The 19,687-nt window shown below is 60.1% G+C and carries 13 protein-coding genes and 3 pseudogenes; 8 read left to right on the forward strand and 8 right to left on the reverse strand.

Annotation, left to right across the window (positions count from 1 at the left end; translation table 11 throughout):
- Nucleotides 1-737 precede the first annotated feature (737 nt).
- Nucleotides 738-2,159: a M16 family metallopeptidase gene (locus NKJ46_RS28530; RefSeq protein ID WP_352669564.1), complete on the forward strand. Its 1,422-nt coding sequence runs from the start codon at nt 738-740 to the stop codon at nt 2,157-2,159.
- Between the two features lie 509 nt (nt 2,160-2,668).
- Nucleotides 2,669-4,125, forward strand: a pseudogene (locus NKJ46_RS28535) (NAD-dependent succinate-semialdehyde dehydrogenase).
- Between the two features lie 374 nt (nt 4,126-4,499).
- Here NKJ46_RS28535 and NKJ46_RS28540 read toward each other — a convergent pair.
- The 6 genes from NKJ46_RS28540 to NKJ46_RS28565 form a co-directional block, all read right to left on the reverse strand.
- Entirely contained in the window at nt 4,500-4,943 is a 444-nt protein-coding gene (locus NKJ46_RS28540; RefSeq protein ID WP_352669567.1) for a hypothetical protein, read from the reverse strand.
- 17 nt (nt 4,944-4,960) lie between these two features.
- Entirely contained in the window at nt 4,961-6,964 is a 2,004-nt protein-coding gene (locus tag NKJ46_RS28545) for a class I tRNA ligase family protein (RefSeq protein WP_352669569.1), read from the reverse strand.
- Nucleotides 6,965-7,291: 327 nt separating this feature from the next.
- A complete protein-coding gene (locus tag NKJ46_RS28550; RefSeq protein WP_352669572.1) occupies nt 7,292-8,071 on the reverse strand; it encodes a phytanoyl-CoA dioxygenase family protein in 780 nt (259 codons plus the stop codon).
- 506 nt (nt 8,072-8,577) lie between these two features.
- Complete coding sequence (locus NKJ46_RS28555) at nt 8,578-9,840, reverse strand: lysine N(6)-hydroxylase/L-ornithine N(5)-oxygenase family protein (RefSeq protein WP_352669575.1); 1,263 nt, start codon at nt 9,838-9,840, stop codon at nt 8,578-8,580.
- Nucleotides 9,841-10,065: 225 nt separating this feature from the next.
- Nucleotides 10,066-10,392, reverse strand: a complete 327-nt coding sequence (locus NKJ46_RS28560) for a hypothetical protein (RefSeq protein ID WP_352669577.1) — start codon at nt 10,390-10,392, stop codon at nt 10,066-10,068.
- A 610-nt stretch (nt 10,393-11,002) separates the two neighbouring features.
- A complete protein-coding gene (locus NKJ46_RS28565; RefSeq protein ID WP_352669580.1) occupies nt 11,003-11,131 on the reverse strand; it encodes a hypothetical protein in 129 nt (42 codons plus the stop codon).
- Nucleotides 11,132-11,455: 324 nt separating this feature from the next.
- On the opposite strand from NKJ46_RS28565, the gene NKJ46_RS28570 reads away from it, so the two are divergent.
- The 3 genes from NKJ46_RS28570 (at nt 11,456) to NKJ46_RS28580 (ending at nt 15,048) form a co-directional block, all read left to right on the forward strand.
- A complete protein-coding gene (locus NKJ46_RS28570) occupies nt 11,456-13,546 on the forward strand; it encodes a prolyl oligopeptidase family serine peptidase (protein WP_352669582.1) in 2,091 nt (696 codons plus the stop codon).
- Nucleotides 13,547-13,718: 172 nt separating this feature from the next.
- A complete protein-coding gene (locus NKJ46_RS28575) occupies nt 13,719-14,414 on the forward strand; it encodes an OmpW/AlkL family protein (protein ID WP_352669585.1) in 696 nt (231 codons plus the stop codon).
- Between the two features lie 394 nt (nt 14,415-14,808).
- Entirely contained in the window at nt 14,809-15,048 is a 240-nt protein-coding gene (locus tag NKJ46_RS28580) for an asparagine synthase-related protein (protein WP_502903468.1), read from the forward strand.
- A 434-nt stretch (nt 15,049-15,482) separates the two neighbouring features.
- Here NKJ46_RS28580 and NKJ46_RS28585 read toward each other — a convergent pair whose 3' ends face one another.
- Nucleotides 15,483-16,004, reverse strand: a complete 522-nt coding sequence (locus tag NKJ46_RS28585) for a pyridoxal-phosphate dependent enzyme (RefSeq protein WP_352669590.1) — start codon at nt 16,002-16,004, stop codon at nt 15,483-15,485.
- Nucleotides 16,005-16,458: 454 nt separating this feature from the next.
- Here NKJ46_RS28585 and NKJ46_RS28590 point away from each other — a divergent pair.
- The 3 genes and pseudogenes from NKJ46_RS28590 to NKJ46_RS28600 all read left to right on the forward strand — a co-directional run.
- Nucleotides 16,459-16,819: pseudogene (locus NKJ46_RS28590) on the forward strand (PfkB family carbohydrate kinase); the annotation flags it as partial.
- 555 nt (nt 16,820-17,374) lie between these two features.
- The gene (locus tag NKJ46_RS28595; RefSeq protein WP_352669593.1) at nt 17,375-18,076 is read left to right on the forward strand and encodes a class I SAM-dependent DNA methyltransferase; all 702 of its coding nucleotides are present in this window, start codon (nt 17,375-17,377) and stop codon (nt 18,074-18,076) included.
- A gap of 244 nt (nt 18,077-18,320) precedes the next feature.
- Nucleotides 18,321-19,049 carry an SDR family NAD(P)-dependent oxidoreductase gene (locus NKJ46_RS28600; RefSeq protein WP_352536049.1) on the forward strand — a complete coding sequence of 243 codons (729 nt, stop codon included), beginning with the start codon at nt 18,321-18,323 and terminating at the stop codon, nt 19,047-19,049.
- 254 nt (nt 19,050-19,303) lie between these two features.
- Here NKJ46_RS28600 and NKJ46_RS34870 read toward each other — a convergent pair.
- Nucleotides 19,304-19,687: pseudogene (locus NKJ46_RS34870) on the reverse strand (transposase); the annotation flags it as partial.

Consider the following 19,687-nt stretch of genomic DNA (forward strand, 5'->3'; position numbering starts at 1 on the left):
CGACGGTTGTTTCTCACGTTTGACCAAGGTCCCGCGCAAACACTCCCCTTTCCCGCAGCAACTCATCAGGCTCAACGGCCTCGCGGCAGGCGCATTACGCCAGAAGCGCGCAACCGCATCGTTTTTTCCCGCCCGAGTCCTACGATCTTCGTTTTCCAGCGCCTCGCGGATATCGCCCAACTCGCCGATCTTTGATCAGATCCGTCTTCGCGCGCGAGCAGGCCCCGCGCTCGAGTTCGCTACGCTGCTCACGCCTCTGCCGTTCAGCATCGACCCGGTCTGGCAGTCGAGAACAGGGTTCCGCTTGGGCGACCAACATCTCCATTCTCACCGTCAGTGCAGCGGCCATTCGAAGCGCATCCTATACCCCTCCCCCGGCAGCGCGCCCAACCGTCTTCCGAACGAAGAAGATATCCTCAGCCGCGCGCGCGTCGCGTTCGGCCCTGTCCGATGTCCGACAATGTCGGATGCGCAGCATGGCAGAGCCGGATTTGTCCACATGCCTCGAACGTTTTCTGATCTGGCACGGTGCATGCTTGGTATCCGCAAGGCGTGGCGGACCAAGGAGAATTCGTCCCATGATCACCTCACCAAGAAATATCGCCGCAGGTCTCCTGGGTCCATCCAAAGATCAGGCTCGAGTAAGGCCTGGCACCATGAAGAGCTTGTTCATCTGGCTCGGCTCTACCCGCCGATCCTCCCACGGGGGGAGAAGGGGACGCAGCGCCTTCATCAAAATGAGGAACAAATCACTTTGCCTCGAACCTTGCCTTTCGACCAGCCACCACAACCGGAGCCATCGATCGTCCCCCTGGCTGCGCAAGGCGTTCATTGCCACCGCGCTGGCCCTGGTGACGACCGCTCCGGCTCTGGCCGCCACCGACGGCGGCAAGGTGACGGATTTCCTGCTCGACAACGGTATGGAAGTGGTCGTCATCCCGGATCACCGCGCGCCGATCGTCACTCATATGGTCTGGTACAAGATCGGCAGCGCCGACGAGCCACCCGGCAAATCCGGCCTTGCCCATTTCCTCGAGCATCTGATGTTCAAAGCGACGATCAACCACGCCGCCGGCGAGTTCGACCGAGCCGTCTCAGCCATCGGCGGCTACAACAACGCCTTCACCGCCTATGACTACACCACCTTCGTCGAGACGGTGGCGCCCCCGGCGTTGGGTGAGATGATGGGTTTCGAGGCCGACCGCATGTTCAACCTCATCCTCAACGACGATGATATCAAGACCGAGCGCGACGTCATCCTGGAGGAGCGCCGTTGGCGCACAGAGACTAACCCGCAGGCTGTGCTGGACGAGGAGGTTGACGCGACGTTGCGGCAGAACCAGCCCTACCGCATTCCGGTCATCGGTTGGATGCAGGAGATGGAAAAGCTGAACGGCACCGACGCGTTCGCCATCTACAACAAGTACTACCGACCGAACAACGCCGTGCTGGTGGTGGCCGGCGACGTAGAGGCTGAGGCGGTGAAGGTGCTGGCCGAGAAGACCTATGGCAAAGTTGTGCGCGGGGCGGACCTGCCGCCGCGCAACCGCCCGGTCGAGCCGGAGCAGGACACCAGGCGGACAGTGACGCTTATCGATGCGCGCGTTTCGATGCCGAGCTTTTCCACTCAATGGGTGGTGCCGTCCTATCATACGGCAGAGCCCGGCGAGGCCGAGGCGCTCGACCTGCTGGCCGAGATCCTCGGCGGCGGTAACCGCAGCCGGCTATATCAGGAGCTTGTCGTCAAGCAAGGCATAGCCTCGGCGGCCGGCGCCTCCTTCCAGGGCACCATGCTAGACGACACCAATTTCACCATCTCCGGCTCGCCGCGCGGCGATGCAAAGCTCGTCGATCTCGAAGCGGCGGCCGTTGCCGAAGTCGCCCGGATCGCCAAGGATGGCGTCACCAGCGACGAGCTGGACAAGGCCAAAGACCGCTATATCCGCTCGGTGATTTGTGCGCACGACGAGCTGGACCACATCGCCAACATTTATGGCAAGACGCTCACCACCGGTGGCAATGTGAAGGACGTGCTCGAGAGGCCGGACCGCGTCCGCAAAGTCACCACCGACGAGGTCAAGGCGGTCGCCGCGCGTTATCTGGTGCTCGACCATTCGACGACAGGCTATCTTTTGCCGCAGCAACAGGCGGGGAATTGATCATGAGCTCCATCCCCATGCAAATGCGCCGGCCGATCTTCCCTCTGCGCGCCTTCGCCACCCTGTTCCTCTCCATCCTCTTTCTCATCTTGCGGGCGCTCGCCGGGTAAACGGGATCTGTTTAAAGCCGCGAGGAGCGGTTTTCGCGGGCCTTGCCAGGCATTTGCCGGTTTAGGCGTCATTATTGGGGTGCGCTGCTCCTCAGGCCAGCCTCTCTTCGAGTGGATAGAGTCGCCGATTCGTGGTCCGCAGATTGTAGGCGCAGGCCACCAGCATCCACTCCGCGCGGCTGGCGAAGCCGATGTCCGTTGTTCAATCGTTCGACTAGTAGAACCGCGAGGCATCTTCTAGCGTATTCAGGTATTCTCCCTTTCCAGTCGGGTACCGTGGTCTACCAGCTGTCTGGCCGAGGCCCTATAAGGAACCCGGACGTCGCGGAGTACACACCGCACCTGCTATATATACCTGCTGCGTTGAGGAGGAATCCGGTATTGCCCCTGTGCCTGCCGATGATCCGTCACCTGAGATCCCCCGATCTGTTTGGACCCATTGATCGCCTGCCGGCACTTGGCACGCGGATTAGCGAGCGGACATTCGAGGTCCTCAACCCGTCGACTGGCGAAGTGCTGGCAGAACTACCCGACATGGGTGTCGAGGAGACATGCGCTGCGATCGACAAGGCCTATGTCGCGCAGCCTGGATGGGCAGGGTTGACCGCACGTGAGCGCAGCGACGTTCTATGGCGATGGCATCAGTTGATCATCGACCAGGCCGACGATCTCGCCGCGATTCTCACCGCGGAGATGGGCAAGCCGCTTGCCGAAGCCAAGTCGGAGATATCGCATGCTGCGGCGTATCTGCAATGGTACGCCGAGGAGGCCAATCGCGTCTATGGTGAGACGATCTCCGCACCATCGATGGACCGCCGAATGCTGGTAATCAAGCAGCCCATCGGAGTTGTTGGCACGATAACGCCATGGAATTTCCCGGCCTCGATGGTGGCGCGCAAAATCTCGCCAGCCTTGGCGGCGGGCTGCACGATCGTCCTAAAGCCCGCTGAACAGACGCCGCTCGTGGCGGGAGCAATGTTCGCCCTCGCCCATCAGGCTGGCTTTCCCGAAGGCGTCGTCAACCTGATCTATGCGTCCGAAGGTGACGCGGTCGGCCGCGAACTTTGTACCAATCCCAAGGTCCGCAAGATCAGCTTCACCGGGTCGACTGAGATCGGGCGCCTTCTCATGCGCCAGTGCTCGGACCAGATCAAAAAAGTCAGCCTTGAGCTCGGCGGCAATGCACCTTTCATCGTCTTCGATGATGCCGATGTCGATGCCGCGGTTGACGGTGCGATCCAGGCGAAGTTCCGCAATGCCGGCCAGACCTGCGTTTCGGCGAACCGCCTTTACGTCCAGTCGGGCGTTCACGACGAGTTCGTCGAGAAATTCGTGCAACGGGCTCGCCAACTTCAAGTTGGTGACGGTTTCGCTCCCGAAGTGGACATCGGACCGCTCATCGACAAGCACGCTTTGGCCAAGATCGAGTCCCATATTGCCGATGCCGTCGCCAAAGGCGGCGCAATTCGATGCGGGGGCAAACGCATCGGCACGAATGGTACGTTTTTCCAACCAACAGTCCTGACCGGTGTCTCCAGCGAGATGACCGTCGCGCAAGAAGAGACATTCGGGCCGCTGGCACCAATTATTCGCTTCAAAGATGCGGATCAGGTCGTGCGTGAGGCCAACGACACGATCTACGGCCTCGCGGCCTACTTTTATGCCTCCAACCTGAAGCGTGTCTGGCGTGTGGCCGAGGCCTTGGAATATGGAATGGTCGGGGTAAATACCGGCCGGATGTCTTCAGAAGCGGCGCCGTTCGGTGGGATAAAACAGTCGGCATCGGGCGGGAGGGATCCCGCCATGGCCTCGAGGACTACCTCGAAATGAAATATCTCTGCATGGGCGGCATCTGAATTTTCGGCTTGCAGGGTTCACAGACCGGGGAACCTGGCGAGCGATCTCCAAATATGTGAATTGTAGGATCGCTCCTCGATTGGGAACTGAGGGGCGGCTCCGTAGCCGAGCAAACACGCAATCCTGAAGGAGCACCCTGGCTGGACTTATCTCTCGACGAGACAAGCGTACCGCATTGTCGGCGAAGACGACGTGCATGTGACGGAGGATACGCTTGCGAGGGATTTGGCGGCCCTCGCCGACTATCTTCAGGCGACGGGCTGTCGTTGCGCGGGTATGGTTGGAAGCTTGTGCACCATCGCGATCGTGAACGCTGGTTGTGCGCAATATCCGGTTTCTGGGACAGAATTTTGAACCTGCTACCTTCCGATTGTCAGTAGCTCAGTTGTTCTTCGGCCGACTGCCGCGCCAATACAGGCTCGGACAGAATCGAAGATACCATCAGGCAGGCATTCGCATTCGACATTTCCGGTGATCGGCGCACGATCCAGGGCGCGCCAGGTTGACCAAGCGCCTCGAACCGCATGACAGTCTTGACCGGCTGGAGGACGGAAATCCCGCGATGCCGAAGAGGTTGGTCAGCGCAGTCGAGTCCACACGGCATTTGCGGCACGAAACAGCAAGGGCTGGGAAGCAATTGGCCGAGCGGTCCTCGAAAGGCGCGGGCCAGGGTGTCGACGATGCGTTGGTCCAGGTCCGCCAATCTGGTCTCTACCGTCTGATAGCGGCTTCGGGTCGTCAGTGACAGCGAGTAAAGATATTTGGCATCATCGGCTTTGATTGCCGCGCAGATCTGGTCGAGATTGGGATAGCTCACTGGTGCACCCTTTGGGCTCATAGTGCTTCCTCCTCATCGAGATGAGGATTGCCGGATTTGGCGTAGAACACCAACACGGGTCCGAGATCAAAGCGCGTCCCGGGCGCAAGGCGCTGGACGGACCGGGGCCATGTTTCGGTTGAGACGCCATCGATGCCTCGCGCCAGCGTTCTGGCGAATCGGGGCATCAGCGGAGCGAGTGTCGGTCCCAGGATCGCAGCGGCCGTCGTCTGAAGGGCTAGCGAAGTCCGATTGCGGGCGGGATAGAAACGTCGCGCCGCCGCATAGTCTTGCGCCCGACGGTAGATCACGCAATCGCGCACGAAATCGCAGACCTGAGCGGCCGCGCGCCGGACCGAGAAGCCTTCGTCCGAATAGGTGCGCTCCATCGCGGCGCGATAGATCTCTATGCGAGCAAAGAAGGCGCGGTCGACCGGGCTCCAGTCGCCTGCATCGGGTACACGGCCGGCAAAATCCTGCTTGATTTCCTGGTTCAACGCATCAAGCCAGTTCAGCCAAATCCCTTGGAATACCTCGTTCTCGGTGCGGCGCAGCGCGTCCAGCGTGAAATCCGTCCGCTCACCTTCCGGGCGTGTCAGGCCCAAATGGAGGCGCACGACGTCGACTGTCTCTGGGCTCAGAACCTCCTTGCCCCAGACCGCATGGCGGCAGCTGGTTGAGAACTTCTTGCCGTCGAGCAGGTAGAACTCGTTGACGTGATAGTGGATGCGTGGCGTCCAGTGGGAGAAGACCTCGGCGTAAAGAGCGGGGTAGAGTAGCGCGTGGTAGAACGAATTGTCGAAGCCGAAGAAATGGACAATCTGCCAGTCGTTGCCGGGCATCTCCGCCTTCCAGTCGCGACCCAGCAAGCGGCCGAGCGCCTGGATGTTGTAAAGAAAACCGAAGGCCATTTCCGGCCAGACCCAGATCACTTGCCCCGGGAACCCTTCGGCCGGCAGGCCCCAATCCGAGGGGTGGGTAATGGGCACTGAAAAGTTGCCGCGTCGGCGTAGGCGCGCGAAGAGATCCAAGATCCGTAGCGGGACGCCCGACGCCCTTAGATGCCGGTCGATATTGTCGTAGCATCGGTCCAAGGCAAGTTCCGGGCGGCGGACGGAGCCGACCAGAGGCGCCTCGGCAGACTGCCGTGACCGGGCTGCACCCAAGTCGTGGCAAAGGTTTGGGGCGCCGCATTCCTCGCAGATGTTGCCACCGGCGGAGCCGCCGCAATCGGGGCAGAGGCCGCTAACATCCGGCTCGTAAAGATAGTGGCCTGTCACAGCATCGAAAAGCGCGGGGCTCTGGTGCAGATCTACCGCCGTGCTGCTCAGAAGGCTGCGGAAACACGCGGCTTGAAACTCGCCGTAACCGTCATCGCCCATTGTGGTTTGGAAGCTGTGGACTTCACAATCGAGAAGTGCAAGCGTGGCGCGAATCTCGTCGGCGTAGTAGCGCGCCATGTTCGCAGGCGTCGATTGATCGGCATCGGCGCGTGTCGTGACGTAGCTCTGGTTGTCATCGCTTCCAGTGAGGTGATAGGCTTCGACTCCTTTCATGCGCAGGAAACGAGTATAGACGTCGGCGCCGAAATAGGGGCCAGAAAGATGCCCCAGATGCAGATCCCCATTTGGCGTTGGCGGCGTGGAGAAGACGAAGGTCGGCCCGCGTGGAGCCGTGGTCTTTGCAGCGGCATCAAGGGCGGCCTCGCCGTCTCGCCAGTAGACATCGACGAAATCTAGGTCTTCGTTTCCGTCGTTGCGCAGCACATGGGCTTCAAAAGGGTGGAACAGAACGACATCGCCCGCCTCGACCGAGATTTCCCCGTGGTCGGTAGTGACCTTGCCCGCGCCAGACAGGACCACGAAGGCCTCGATTTCGTCGTGCCGATGGGGCTCGGATGTAACGCCCGGTGCAAGCCTACCGAACGAAAAACCCGTGCCGACGCTTCCCGTTCCAAGCGTGGCCATGTCGATACCGAACGCCCGCGACAGCTCCGTTCGAGAAAACGTGTATTTGCGCATGACAACGAACCTAAGCTGTTGAAGCCGTGGGATCTTCGGCTGCCAACGCAACAGCCTCCCGTGCAATTCGTGGAGAGAAACGGCCCGACCGCCCCGGCCAGGATAATGCAGCTCTGGGCCGCCAGGCGGGCGACGAGGGGGGCGCCAGTCGGGCTGTAGGCGTCATAGAAGACCGCCCTGCGACCATCTCCACAATCCACGTGCCGAAGCGTCTTAACGGGCTGCGGTCGATGCTCCGCGAGCCCGCAAATCAGAACGCCATACTCTCCGCGCATTTTTGAGCGGTCGATCAGTTTCGTGTGCATGCCTCCGCCTGGCTGCGTGAGCTCAATCGCGATAGAAAATGCCATTTGGGGGCTTGAGTTTGTCGAGATCGGCCACTTTGCCCTCGGGCGGGTTAAGGGCGCGCTTAAGCACGTTATATTCAGCGCGGGTCGGTCCACCGGTTGAAGCACGCTGGAACACCAAGTAGAGTGTCCGCCGCGAACGATTGCTTTTGTTCGGTCGTGAGTAGTGCGGTGCGTAATCGTCGAAGATGAAGATGTCGCCAGCCTTCCATACTACGGGTTCCCAGGCGAACATTTCGGCGACTTGAGGATCGATCACCCCACCGGCATCCATGGGAAACACACCCTTCTTGTGGTTCCCGGGGCTGAAGAAAAGCCCGCCGTTTTCCGGGTCGGAGTCGTCGATGCCTATGGCGACCACCGCATGGACCATCCGGTCGGGGAGTTTGTGTGGAATGTGATAAATGTCCTGATGCGGGAGATAGCCGCCGCTGTCGGGGTAGTGGAAAATCAGCAACTCCTTGAGCCTGCGCGAATCTTCGCCAAGCAAATCCTCGACCGCTGACTTTATGCGTTGATCTTCTAAGAGCAAACGACGTAATGGATCATGGAAGTCGAGAAAATTCTCGATCTTGGAGATGATCTTTCGATTGTCCGTAGTCTTCTCGAACCACATGAGCCATTTATCATCGCTGACATCCCAGCGTGACATATCTTCGACAAAAGTAGAGATATCTTCCTGAGCCGCTGGAGCGAAGAACCTTTCGAGCCTGACGTATCCGTCTTTCTGCCACTTTTCTCTTTGTGCATCAGTCAACATGCGAAAAGCCTCCTGTTGGAAAGACTGGTTGGTCGGACATCCCGATTAGGGCAGTCGGGCGCTGGTCAAGTTGCGGGTCCACGGAGACGGACTCACGTCATGTGGGACGGCGATGCTAAGTGCGTTCCGCTCCGGCGGATGTTGTCGGCAGAAGCTCGGCGCGAGACTGCCTATGTCAGGCTCAGCCGGGTCCAGGGGTTCCGTAAACTGGGCCGGATCAATCGCTTCACCCGGTCCAGCCACGACACGCATCGCTAAAGGCCGGCACCATCCGCTGACCGCCGACCCAGCCATGGCCGCCAAGACCACGGCGCGCTTTCGAGTGAGCGACCTGGGACGGTCTTGACAACCGTACGGGAAATACACGCCCCCGGAATAATGCGATGCGCCGCTTGGTCCAAGGGCTTGTTCGGTCACGATGATTTCAGAGAAGCCTCCGGCCTTCGCCGCAGCGGAGGCGGACATCATTCTTAGGATGCCACCGCCGATGATCAAAAGTCTACGAGTCATATCCCGCTGCCCATTTCTTCGGCTGCGGGGGCGGGCCAGCTCTTGATCGAGGTATGGCTGATGAAGCCAGGATGCTCGGGGTTCGCGCATGGCGCGCGCCCAAGAAGGCTATCGAGGATGCGGCGCGCGCGCCAGGCCAGCAGGCTTAGGTTCGGATCGGCCAGGCCGCGCTGCCCGAGGCTCGCGTTTTGTACGAAGATGCGTCTGTCACTCGGTCCGTCCCAGCTCACCGAAAAATCTTCGCGAATAGCTAATTCATTGTCGATCTGCTCCAGCCGGTGTGCGATGGGTTCCAAGAAGTCTGGCACCGCGTTCTCGTAGCCGGTGGCCAGGATGACGATGTCAGCCGTGACTTCTTCGACTTCGTCCATGCCGTGCTGCAGGGTCAGCCTGTGACCCGCGCCGGCGTTGATGCAGTGCGAGACGGTGCAGCCTGGCCGCAGTGTGATTTCGCATCGGTTTAGCTCGAAAAATGCGTGGCGGTATAGCGCCTGATAGATCGCGCGCAACGTCCTTTCCGAAATGCCGTCCGAGGCAAGCACGAAAAGCCGCAGGAGCAGCTTACGCTGCGACTCGCTCATCGCCGCGAAACGATCCGAGAAGCAGGGCATGAACAACTCGTTTGTGAACGGGCTGTTGTCGAGAGGCAGGTAGTTCTCACGCTGCGAGACCCAAGTGATCGAGGCAGGCCGCCGTTCTTTCGGCAGGCCGACAAGGTGCAACATCACCTCGGCTCCCGACTGGCCTCCGCCAACCACGCAGACATGCTTTCTCCGCACTTCAGGATGGATGTGCAGTAAAACAGATGAGTGGAACAGGTTGCGTCCAGTCCAGCCCTGAAACTGAGGCGGAATTTGCGCCTGCTTGCCAATGCCGACCACGACGTTTCTGGCGCCGAGAGCCGCCTTATCCGTCCGCACCCGAAACTCGCCGTCAAAGCGGATTTCGCGCACCGTCTGGCCGCCACGCACAAGTGGGTTCCTGTGGAAGGCCCAGTTCAGATATTGTTCGAACTCAACTCTGAGCACGGCTTCGAACTGTGCGTTCAGGAAGTGATACAGACGCCCGTTCTCGTGCAGGAAGTTTACGAAAGTGTAGGCTGATCGCGGATTCACCAGCGTGACCAGATCCTTGAAGTGGCTGACCTGGAGCTCCGAGGAATCGAATGCGATGGCTGGATGCCAGCGGAAGTCGACCTGCCGATCCAGGAACAGTGCCCCTTGCCCAACTTGCTCGTGTATCTGACACGCAAGGCTCAAATTAGATGGCCCAGCACCGACCCCAACGCAAGATAACTCCACTTGCTTTCCTCCTATAGAGTCTTCCCGCTAGGCGGCTTGTTCGCGGCGAATATCGGCCATAGCCATTGGGCCCCCTCGCGGATGTTTTCGAGCCCGGTCCGGACCGGTTTGCGAGAATTTGTCCAGCGCGTTCGGGTCGTCGAATGTAGACCCGAGCATTCCAGCGCGGTGACAATCGACGAGTCATGCCGGCGACGTGGGGCAACGACGTATGTCCTTTCCGCCCGTCTGGATGCCCGCGTCGCCGTCACGCGAGACGCTTTCCAGGCCCATTAAGGTGTTTGAAGCCGGCGCAATCGCCCGCCTCGACCATGACGCCGGCCTTTTCGGCGGCTTGATGGCAGGCGAGAGCGGGGTTTTCACTGCGGCGACGGCATTTTCAGTGCGCATGATCATGGAGGACGTCTCGCTGATGCGTTCGCAGAACCCCATGCATGGGCCGTGCCAGAGAAGGAAAATTTTATTAAACAATGGGTTGGCGGATTTGCGATCCTGTCGGAAATCCGACATTGAGGGGGACGCCTCATGGCGACGCCCGATTTGCACGTCGATGTCGCCTTTTCCGAATAGCTAATCGGGCACCTTCTGCACCAGAATACTTCTCTTATGGAGACCAGCACGAAGTCTTCATGAACGGACAGTGCAGAACCTTGTGTGTCTGCCGGACGGATCGCGATTGCCCTTCTCCCATCGAGGTCGGCAATTGCAAGAGCTGCCAGATCCTCCGCCCTAAGTGCCGTTGCACTGGGTCGATCCAGACATCCTGGGAGGCCGCGATCATGAAGAGTGGCGCACTCTCATGTCAGCCGCGAGGGCCTCTCTCATGGGGAAGCAATTCTCTACGTTGGTGTCGGATCGATGCTCTTGATGAGATAGTTGCGGATGAGCGCATGCCCAGACCTAAGCACATCAATGATTGGGCGACATGGGACCTTCACCAACGGATTGTCGAATCTCTGCAAAGATAGCCGGAAGACAATTGCGTTATGGCCACTCTGCCGGTTCCAAAAGCACGTGCGCCATTCGGTCCCTGCGACTCAATCCAGGCGGAGGGATGAGGCCGCAAAGCAGCCTTTTGCGCGCCCACCGGCGGGCCAGGATGGAGCCATCGTAAACGCAGCTATTTGATGATCGCCGCCGCGGAGTCCTCAGGCTGTGCCGCGCGCCCGACACCTGCGACGTAGTTATCGTCGAGGGCCCCGTCGCCGATGTCGATCCGAAGCTCGGGCAGTTGCGCGGTGAGCTTCACTGCTTATTCCGCAGTGCCCACCGAGCTGGCACAGGAGGTTCTATGAGGCGGTCACGGCTGCATTCGTTGTCGGATCTTCGACGATGTCGGACATGAGACACAGCGCCCTCAGCGTGATCGCATTGTTTTGAAAAGATTTTCTCATTTGGCACGCCTCCTGCGAGGCTGTCCGCAAAACGCGCTGCGGCACGGACACAGGAGAAATCATCCCATGATCATGCGCGCCGAACATGCGGTCACAGCCGCGAAAGCGGAGCTTTCCCGGGCCGACGGAAGACTTTGCGCCTGTTTTCCAGGCGACTTCACTCTTCGGGTTAACCGGACATGACCGCATTCGATTGCCGCCCAACGCTGAATGCTCCCGACGATGATCCCTATCTTTGGCTCGAAGATGTAGAAGGCGAACGGGCACTTGACTGGGCCGCCAGCCAGTCTGCCAGGACCCTGGAGCAGTTCGGTGGACCGCAATTCGAGCGGGACCATGACGCCCTGGCAGCGATTTTCGATCGCCCTGACCGGATTCCCTTGAGCAGGCGCCACGGCCAGTACCTCTACAATTTCTGGCAAGATGCCCGAAATCCGCGCGGACTGTGGCGCCGGACCACCCTTGCCGCCTACATGAATGTTGATCCCCAGTGGGAGCTACTGCTCGATCTGGACGCCCTCGCCGCTAGTGACGGAGAGGACTGGATCTGGGGCGGCGCGTCCCTTGAGCCGGAGAGACGGGAAAGAGCCGTTCTGCGCCTGTCGCGCGGCGGCAGCGACGCGGTCGTGCATCGCGAATTCGATCTGGGATCTCTTAGCTTCGTCGCCGATGGTTTCAACCTCGCGGAGGCCAAGGGCGAGGTCAACTGGCTCGACCCTGACACGCTGCTGCTTTCCAGTGCGCTTGGTGATGGCATGGCCACCCACTCCGGCTACGCGCGCACCGTGCGGCTGTGGAAGCGTGGCGCGGATCCGCTCACCGCGCCGGTAATATTTCAAGCCGGTTCCGAATCCATCCGCGTGTCCGGCCATCTGGACCGCACCGCCGAGAGCGAGCGCCTCTGGTTCATCGAGGGGTCGACCTTCTTTGAGACGATCGTCAGAATCGGCGACAGGAGCGGGCCGAAGATGCGGATCGACCTTCCTCGGGACGCCTGGTGGAGCGGCTTCGGCGACTGGCTGGCGGTAAAGCCGCGCAAGCCCTGGACAGTCGGAGGGATGACCTATGCCGCGGACGCGCTGATCGGCATCTCGCTTTCCTCCTTCATCGCCGGCGAGCGCAGTTTTGCCATCCTCTTTGAACCAGGCGACAGGCGCTCCCCGCAATCATTCTTCTGGAATAACGGGAAGCTCGTTATCTCATCCCTCGTCAACCTCGATCCACGTTTCGAGATGTTCACCCCCGAGGGCCACGAATGGACGCGCCGAGCGCTGGACACCGTGCCCACCGAAGGGACTGTTCACCTTTGGTCGCTCGATGCTGAACCTCACGAGACCAATGGAGAGGTCCTCATTTCGGCTCAGGACCCGATCACGCCGCCGAAGCGTCTCCTATTAGACCTCAATGCCGCAGCGCCTCTCGGCGCTCCAGTAATCCTGAAGCGCGATCCGGAGAATTTCGACGCGTCAGGGCTGGTGGTGACGCGCCACGAGGCAGTCTCGACCGATGGTGAGATGATCCCCTATACGCAGGTCGGTCCGGCGAATGGGAACGGGGATGCCCCGGTTCACCTCACCGCCTACGGCGGGTACCGCAAATCGGTCCTGCCCCACTACAACTCCTCGCTCGACAAACTGTGGCTCGAACGCGGCGGCACGTGCGTGGTGGCGAACATCCGGGGCGGCGGCGAGTTCGGCACCCGTTGGCACGAGGCGGGGCGCAGGGCGGGCAAGCGTCTCTCCCATGACGATTTCGCCGCCGTTGCCGCCGACCTCGTGCGAAGAGGCATTGCGCTGCCGAGGCGGATTGCCGCCCAGGGCGGCTCAAATGGCGGCCTTCTGATCGCCAATATGCTTACCCGCTATCCTGAGCATTTCGGCGCGCTGTTCTGCACAGTCCTGCTTATCGATATGCGCCGCTACACCAAGCTTTTGGCGGGCGCGAGCTGGATTGACGAATATGGCGATCCCGACAAGCCGGAGGAATGGATTTTCCTAAAGGAAATCTCGGCCTATCACGCCGCGACACCAGGACAGCCCTATCCGCCGATCCTGCTTGCCACCACGAAGCGGGACGACCGCGTCCACCCGGGCCACGCGCGTAAGATGGCCGCAAAGCTGCAGGCTCTTGGCTATCCCGCCTACTTCTACGAGCCCGGCGCGGGCGGGCACGGCCCCGGCAAGAACAATCGGGAGCGGGCCGCATTCATTGCCCTGGGCACCAATTTCCTTCGCAGTGCGATCGGCTGGCAAGCTGATGGCGTTCGATAGGGGGACGGAGACAAAGGGCAACGTTTCAACAAGTGAGTACAGGTCGATGACTGCGAGCACGGCGCAAATAATGTGTGCGCTGTCCCATGCAAACTGCGCATGAGCGCTCCGTCGATTCCAGCAGGATTTCATAGTGCATCGCATCATTTCTGAAGAGCAAGGAGAGAATAGCATGGCGAAAAAGCGAATGGGCGTGGCGCGGGGGGTAACAGCGGCCGTCATCCTCATGGGGGTGGGACAGCAGGCCGTCGCGGCGGACCTTGCGCACCCTGCGTGCGTCCCGCAGGAAGGAGCCTCGGTCACTGAAGCGCCAAGCCCTTGGCAGATCCGCCTGCGTGCGTTGGGGGTCGTCACTGAGGATTCGGGCTACGTCAATGCCGTGCCCGGCTCCGGTCTTTCTTATTCAAACACTGTGACGCCGGAACTCGATATCTCCTATTTCTTCACGGACAATATCGCCGCGGAGCTTATACTCGGCACCACCTATGCCAACATCGAGGGCCAAGGAACGATCGGCGGACTGGGCAATATCGGTAAGGTTTGGCTGCTGCCACCCACGCTCACATTGCAGTATCATTTTACCGATTTCGGCGCATTCAAGCCCTATGTCGGTGCCGGCGTGAACTACACGATCTTTTATAACCAGGACGTCGGCAGTGCAGATGCTCTCCATGTTAAGAACACGTTCGGCACCGCGCTGCAGGTCGGGTTCGACTACATGGTGGATCAGCACTGGGGCGTCAACTTCGACGTGAAGAAGGTTTTCCTCAAGCCAGACTTCGACGTCACGGTGGACGGCGCGAAGCTGACGGGAAAGGCGGAGCTCGATCCCTGGTTGATAGGCGCAGGTGTCACCTACCGCTTCTAACAACGAAAGGTGAAGGCGGCTGCTGATAGCTGATCGGAAATGAAGGGCGCCTCGTGCGCCCTTTCCACGCTGCACGGGCGAGTCGACCCGGATCATTATAGGGGTGGGCCTTGTGACCCCCAGGCGGGGCTGGGCGGGAGGTGTCCGAATCGGAGGAACGTTCTGATCAACTTTATGCGATTACCGTCCAACGCACAGCAGCCGATTGTCAGGGATACTTGAAGAAGCCGTTGTTAAGAGTGGGCGTCCCCGCCTGCGCCCGACCAGGTACTTGCCAGTAGCAGCCGACAGGCTGCCCCGCGCCGGGGGCGCGAAGCCGAATGTGTTTCGGCGTGCAAATATTGGACGCCGATCAGGGGTCAAGTTCGGCGCCGATTGACACCGCAAGGACCGGATGAGTATGGCTTTGGGCCTCGAGGTGCAGGTCCCTTTCTGCGACCACCGCCTTGTTGAGTACGTGTTCGGCACCCCATGGGCCCACAAGACTTTCGACGGGCGCGAGAAGAGTCTACTGCGGGCCGCCACCGCGGACCTGCTCCCGCTGTCGGTGGTGCAGCGAGTCAAGAGGCGTATCCGGCTATCCAGGGTCCCATCTATGACAGAATGCTGCGCACGCGGTTCACCGCGCTGCTGAACGACCGCAATGCGGCAGTGGCACCGCTGTTGTCTGTCGACAGTTCTCGCGCGTTGCTCAATGCGACCGACAACCTCAGGGGGGGTAGAGAATATCCTGACCTTGCAGGATTTCCTGACCGATTACAACGTTAGCCCCACGATCTGAAACGACGAACACGCAAAAGGATAGCAAAGGAGGTCCAGGGTCCGAACGGCGTTGGGCTCCATGGCCAGGGGGCGGCAGGCCTGATATTGCGTAGCACTCGATTACGAGCATGCTGGAATAATGTCCAAGTGCGACATGCTAACGGAAACAAAGACTTCGCCTTGAAGCTTGGCGAGCGTCAGCCGTTGCGGAAGGTGTAACCATACCCGTTGATAGCCGGCGCGCCGCCGATTGCGCATAGAGGATCCTCGACCCCTCCGGAAACAAGCCCTTCTGGACGAGATGGATCATCCCTTGCAGATGGGATCGGTAATCATACCCTTGAGCCGCGCACACAGGCGAATGGCCTTCTTGGTTCCCTCGGACGGAATCCCATAACGCGGGTATGCGTAATCCTCGAGCAACACCACGTCATCCTCGACGAGTTCCGTTCCGAGATCGACGAGCTCCGCTGTATGTTGGGCAATCTTTAGCACCTGCGGCTTGGTTTTGGTGGCGGTGGCAGAGGCATCGATACCGATCACGTTGCGCTGTCGACCCTCCTCGGCGAATCCGACGAGCAGGCCGGCATGCGTTGAACCTGTGACCGTGCAGACAACGACGTAGTCGAAGTCAAATCCAAGCTGTTCTCCTGAGCCCGCACCTCCTCCGCGAACCCTACATAGCCGAGGGCTCCTTCCGGCTGGTATCGCATAGGGTCTGCCGCCCCTCGCCTTGACCTCGTAGAGTGCCTTTTCCCCACTGCGGCGGATGCCGATGTCAAAGCCATCGTCGACCAGATGCACCTCTGCTCCGATGATGCGGCTCAAGAGAATATTGCCAACCCGGTTAGACCGCATCCTCATGTGGAACCCAGCTCCCCTGAACCAGGAGACTTTTCATGCCGATCTTGGCGGCGACTGCGGCGACCATTCGGTTACCTCCGTCTGAGTCAAGCACACCTGTTCTTGAACGATAAGCGGGTGCTTTCGTCTTTCCTTCCAACAGCACCGGAACGGTGTCGCGAAGCATAGTCGGCCCGCTCGACAGACGGAAGCGGACGTGCGAATTCCGACGTGAAGCCGGCCGCCATTCCGATCAAACACCGGCCACCGTTCCGGTACGAAGCCGGCCACCATTCCAACCAAGACCGGCCGGTTTTCGGCACTGAAGATTACCTCCTGGGTCAGCAACTTTGGGATCAATTGCCTCGCGATGAACGAAGACATTTGATGCCGGCAAAGAGAAGGCTGACCATGAGACAGTTGAGACAAATACTTCGGCTACCGCGATGAGTTCCTAGACCTGATGCGCTCAGGCAGCGTCGACATCGTCTTTGCCAACAGCCACGAGACGTCGCTTTACCAGACCGCTCCTTCGAAGAAGCGCTTGCCGCTATTCGCAAGGATTGCAAGATCGCCGCCGTCACCCGTTCTGAAAAAGGCTCGGTCATCGTGCGTGGCGACGAGACCGTCACCATCCAGGCGACAAAGATCAAGGGGCTGGTCGACACGACCGGCGCCGACGATCTTTATGCAGCGGGTTTCCCTTATGGCTACACGACCGGACGCAACCTTACGGATTGCCACGACCTTGGCTCGCTGGCCGCCGGGCTGGCCAGCAGATCGGCTCGCGTCCGCGCTAGAATTTGCGCCGCGAGGCCGAGCAAGCCGGGCTGCTGTAGGTGGCGTGCTAAGAACCAGGTCCTCCCCGGGGCAAGTTGTCCGAGGAAATAGGCTAATCGAGATCCCAAGAACGAGCCAGTTGGAACGCCACGGGATCTATCATCCAAGCCGGAGCGGCAACGACATGCCTGGGTCCGACGACGAAATGTATGATCCCGCCGTTGCACGCTCTTCGCAGTTCTGCAGCGAAGCCGACGTGCGAAATACGGATGCCAGCGGTAATGCTCTTCGACCTCTTGTCCAACATGGGCAGAATGACCCCCGAGATTGCGCTCAACCGCAAGAACGCCCTCTTTGCTGGCTCTGACGTCGCGCCGCCATCGGCCATTCTGTCAGCCTTGTCGGGTCCGCGACACAAGCTTTGTTTAGCCTGCCTGACGCCAAATAGCTGAAAACGCGCAAAACTGTCTTCTTCGCCTCGTCCGGCCAATTGGCACGAGTTTTGATGCCCTCGTTTTCGAGGTGCCGACCGGCGCCGCGGATGACCATCTGCTCCCATAGACGGAGATACTATCATGAGCACCCTCGATCAGGAGACGGCATTGGAGCAAGCACGCAAGCGCATCAAGGATTCCCACTTCCTCGACAGTGACGCCAGTCGCTTGGCCCATTTCTATCGTCGATGGGCTACTTCGTACGATGTGGATGTCGGCCGCCAAGGATACTACGGGCCGATGGTCGTGGCGGAATTAGCGGCAACCATGCAGACGGCCTATTTGGCCGGGGAGCGGGCAGCCATCGCGATTCTGGATGCTGGCTGCGGAACAGGCCTCGTCGGGATGGAAATGGAAAGCCTCGGGTTCCGGTTGATCGACGGGTTCGACCTCTCTGAGGAGATGGCCGAAAAGGCTCGACAAACCCGCGTCTACCGCCGTGTCCAGGCCGATGTCGACCTTAACGGTCCGCTCTCCGAGTACTCCAGTGCGAGCTATGACATTACCGTGTGTTGCGGTGTTTTTGCGCCAGGGCATGTACGACCGGATGTATTGCGCAAACTGGCTCGTGTCACGCGCCCGAACGGATTCGTGATCGCAAGTACGCGCAAGAGCTATGCAGAAGCCACATGCTTTGAAGACGAGGTGCGGCGTCTGCAGCATTCGGGCATCCTTGTGCTGGCACAGTGTCTAAACGACGGCAGATATACCGCGGATGAGGATGCGCACTATTGGGCTCTTCGTGTAGTCACCAACGCCAACGCACAAACGGAGCGGCTATGACCACGCTACCGCAAATCTCGCCACCGAAATCGGCAGCCGATGCAACAGAAAGGCCGGAACGCCCGCGCTTTGTGGATCATCCCGCGATTCCTAGCTTCGCGCGAAGCCTGCTTGCTTTGCAGACTGTCTCATGTGGGTTGTCCCACAGATCGGGTGCGCGCTGCCTACCAGACCGATATGGAGCGCGGCTGATTTCCACGCGATTTAACATCACCCTTGTTGAGATGGACGGAAAGGCTGTCGCATGACCCGCTTCGCCGGAAAGATCGCGTTGGTAACGGGCGCCAGCAGCGGTATTGGGGCCGCAATCGCCGACCGGCTTGCCGGCGAGGGAGCCAGAGTATTCGCTGTTCAGCTTGGGGAGGCCCGCGCCGTTGATTCGATAGTCGGAGACCTTTGCGATCCCGAGGTTCCGGCCATCGTCATTGACGATGTCATTCAACAGGCCGGCCGGCTCGATATTCTTGTCAACAACGCCGGACGCATGATTGAAGCGAAGGTGGACGAGACGGGGCTGGACGAGTGGAGACGCACAATGGCGCTCAACCTCGATGCTCCTTTCCTGCTGATCCGTCGCGCGATGCCTCATCTTCGCAGAAGCCGCGGCGCAATTGTCAACATTGGCTCGATAGAGGGATTAGCATCCAATCCCGGGCACGCTGCCTATTGTGCCTCGAAGGCAGGACTGCATGGTCTAACGCGTGCGGTGGCGATCGACGGCGGGCCAGACGGGGTGCGTTGCAATGGCGTGGCTCCTGGATGGATCGATACGGATCTGAATGTCAATTTCGTCGCCGCTTTGCCCGACCAGGCGCGGGCACGGCTGGACGCCATTCATCCGTTGGGTCGAACCGGCCGTGTGGAGGAAGTCGCGGCTATGGTCGCATGGATTGCTTCCTACGAGGCTGAATTCGTCACTGGCCAGATCTTCGTCGTGGATGGTGGCCGCACCGCCAAGCTCAGTCTTCCATAGGGCGCCTTTAAACGGCCCTGGACCGGTGGCGTGGAACACCAGTTATCCCCGGAATCATGAAGGACCAGCCATCTAATACCACAGTTGCGGATGTCGATGCCGTTTGTAGTGACAGATGGTGGCCGCAACCTGATGTCGTCGTCGACATAGCGACCAGGCGATGATGAAGGGCTTTTGTGTCGGTGGGAAGATGAGGATTCGGGCGAGGAGATAGCGGATCTCGGGGACGCTCGGGACGAGCGCAGCCATCCGGATCAGGCGGCGATTGGCTCCTTTGGACTCGTTTCGTTCGGTTTGCTCCATGCGCTGCGGCGAAGATCAGCCGATAGCTTTCGAGAGGAATGCCAGGGCGGCCATGCACAGGCACATGTGGCGATGCCATCCGCCAGGACCGAGCCTCGCAATGATCAAGTCCGAGATCATCCTTGGCGCGCTCAAAGCACTCCTCGATCGCCCAGCGCAGGCCGGCCACTGCCGCCAATTCGGCCAAGGAGGAACCGGGCGGGGCGAAGACCAGGTAGTAGGCTTTTTCTCCGGATGTCGATCGCTTGCAGCGGACGAGAAGCCAATGCTCGAAGCCGCCTTTTGACGTCCAAGGGCGGCGGATGCGTGCCCAGTCGTAGAGCCGAGGCCCTTTG

It is taken from the genome of Mesorhizobium sp. M0166 (assembly GCF_040322255.1).
Taxonomy (GTDB): domain Bacteria; phylum Pseudomonadota; class Alphaproteobacteria; order Rhizobiales; family Rhizobiaceae; genus Mesorhizobium.

Coding starts and splice junctions, on each gene's coding strand:
- NKJ46_RS28530 (WP_352669564.1), top strand. CDS start 738: ATGAGGAACAAATCACTTTGCCTCGAACCTTGCCTTTCGACCAGCCAC.
- NKJ46_RS28545 (WP_352669569.1), bottom strand. CDS start 6,964: ATGCGCAAATACACGTTTTCTCGAACGGAGCTGTCGCGGGCGTTCGGT.
- NKJ46_RS28550 (WP_352669572.1), bottom strand. CDS start 8,071: ATGTTGACTGATGCACAAAGAGAAAAGTGGCAGAAAGACGGATACGTC.
- NKJ46_RS28560 (WP_352669577.1), bottom strand. CDS start 10,392: ATGTCGGATTTCCGACAGGATCGCAAATCCGCCAACCCATTGTTTAAT.
- NKJ46_RS28570 (WP_352669582.1), top strand. CDS start 11,456: ATGACCGCATTCGATTGCCGCCCAACGCTGAATGCTCCCGACGATGAT.
- NKJ46_RS28575 (WP_352669585.1), top strand. CDS start 13,719: ATGGCGAAAAAGCGAATGGGCGTGGCGCGGGGGGTAACAGCGGCCGTC.
- NKJ46_RS28580 (WP_502903468.1), top strand. CDS start 14,809: ATGAGTATGGCTTTGGGCCTCGAGGTGCAGGTCCCTTTCTGCGACCAC.
- NKJ46_RS28595 (WP_352669593.1), top strand. CDS start 17,375: ATGAGCACCCTCGATCAGGAGACGGCATTGGAGCAAGCACGCAAGCGC.
- NKJ46_RS28600 (WP_352536049.1), top strand. CDS start 18,321: ATGACCCGCTTCGCCGGAAAGATCGCGTTGGTAACGGGCGCCAGCAGC.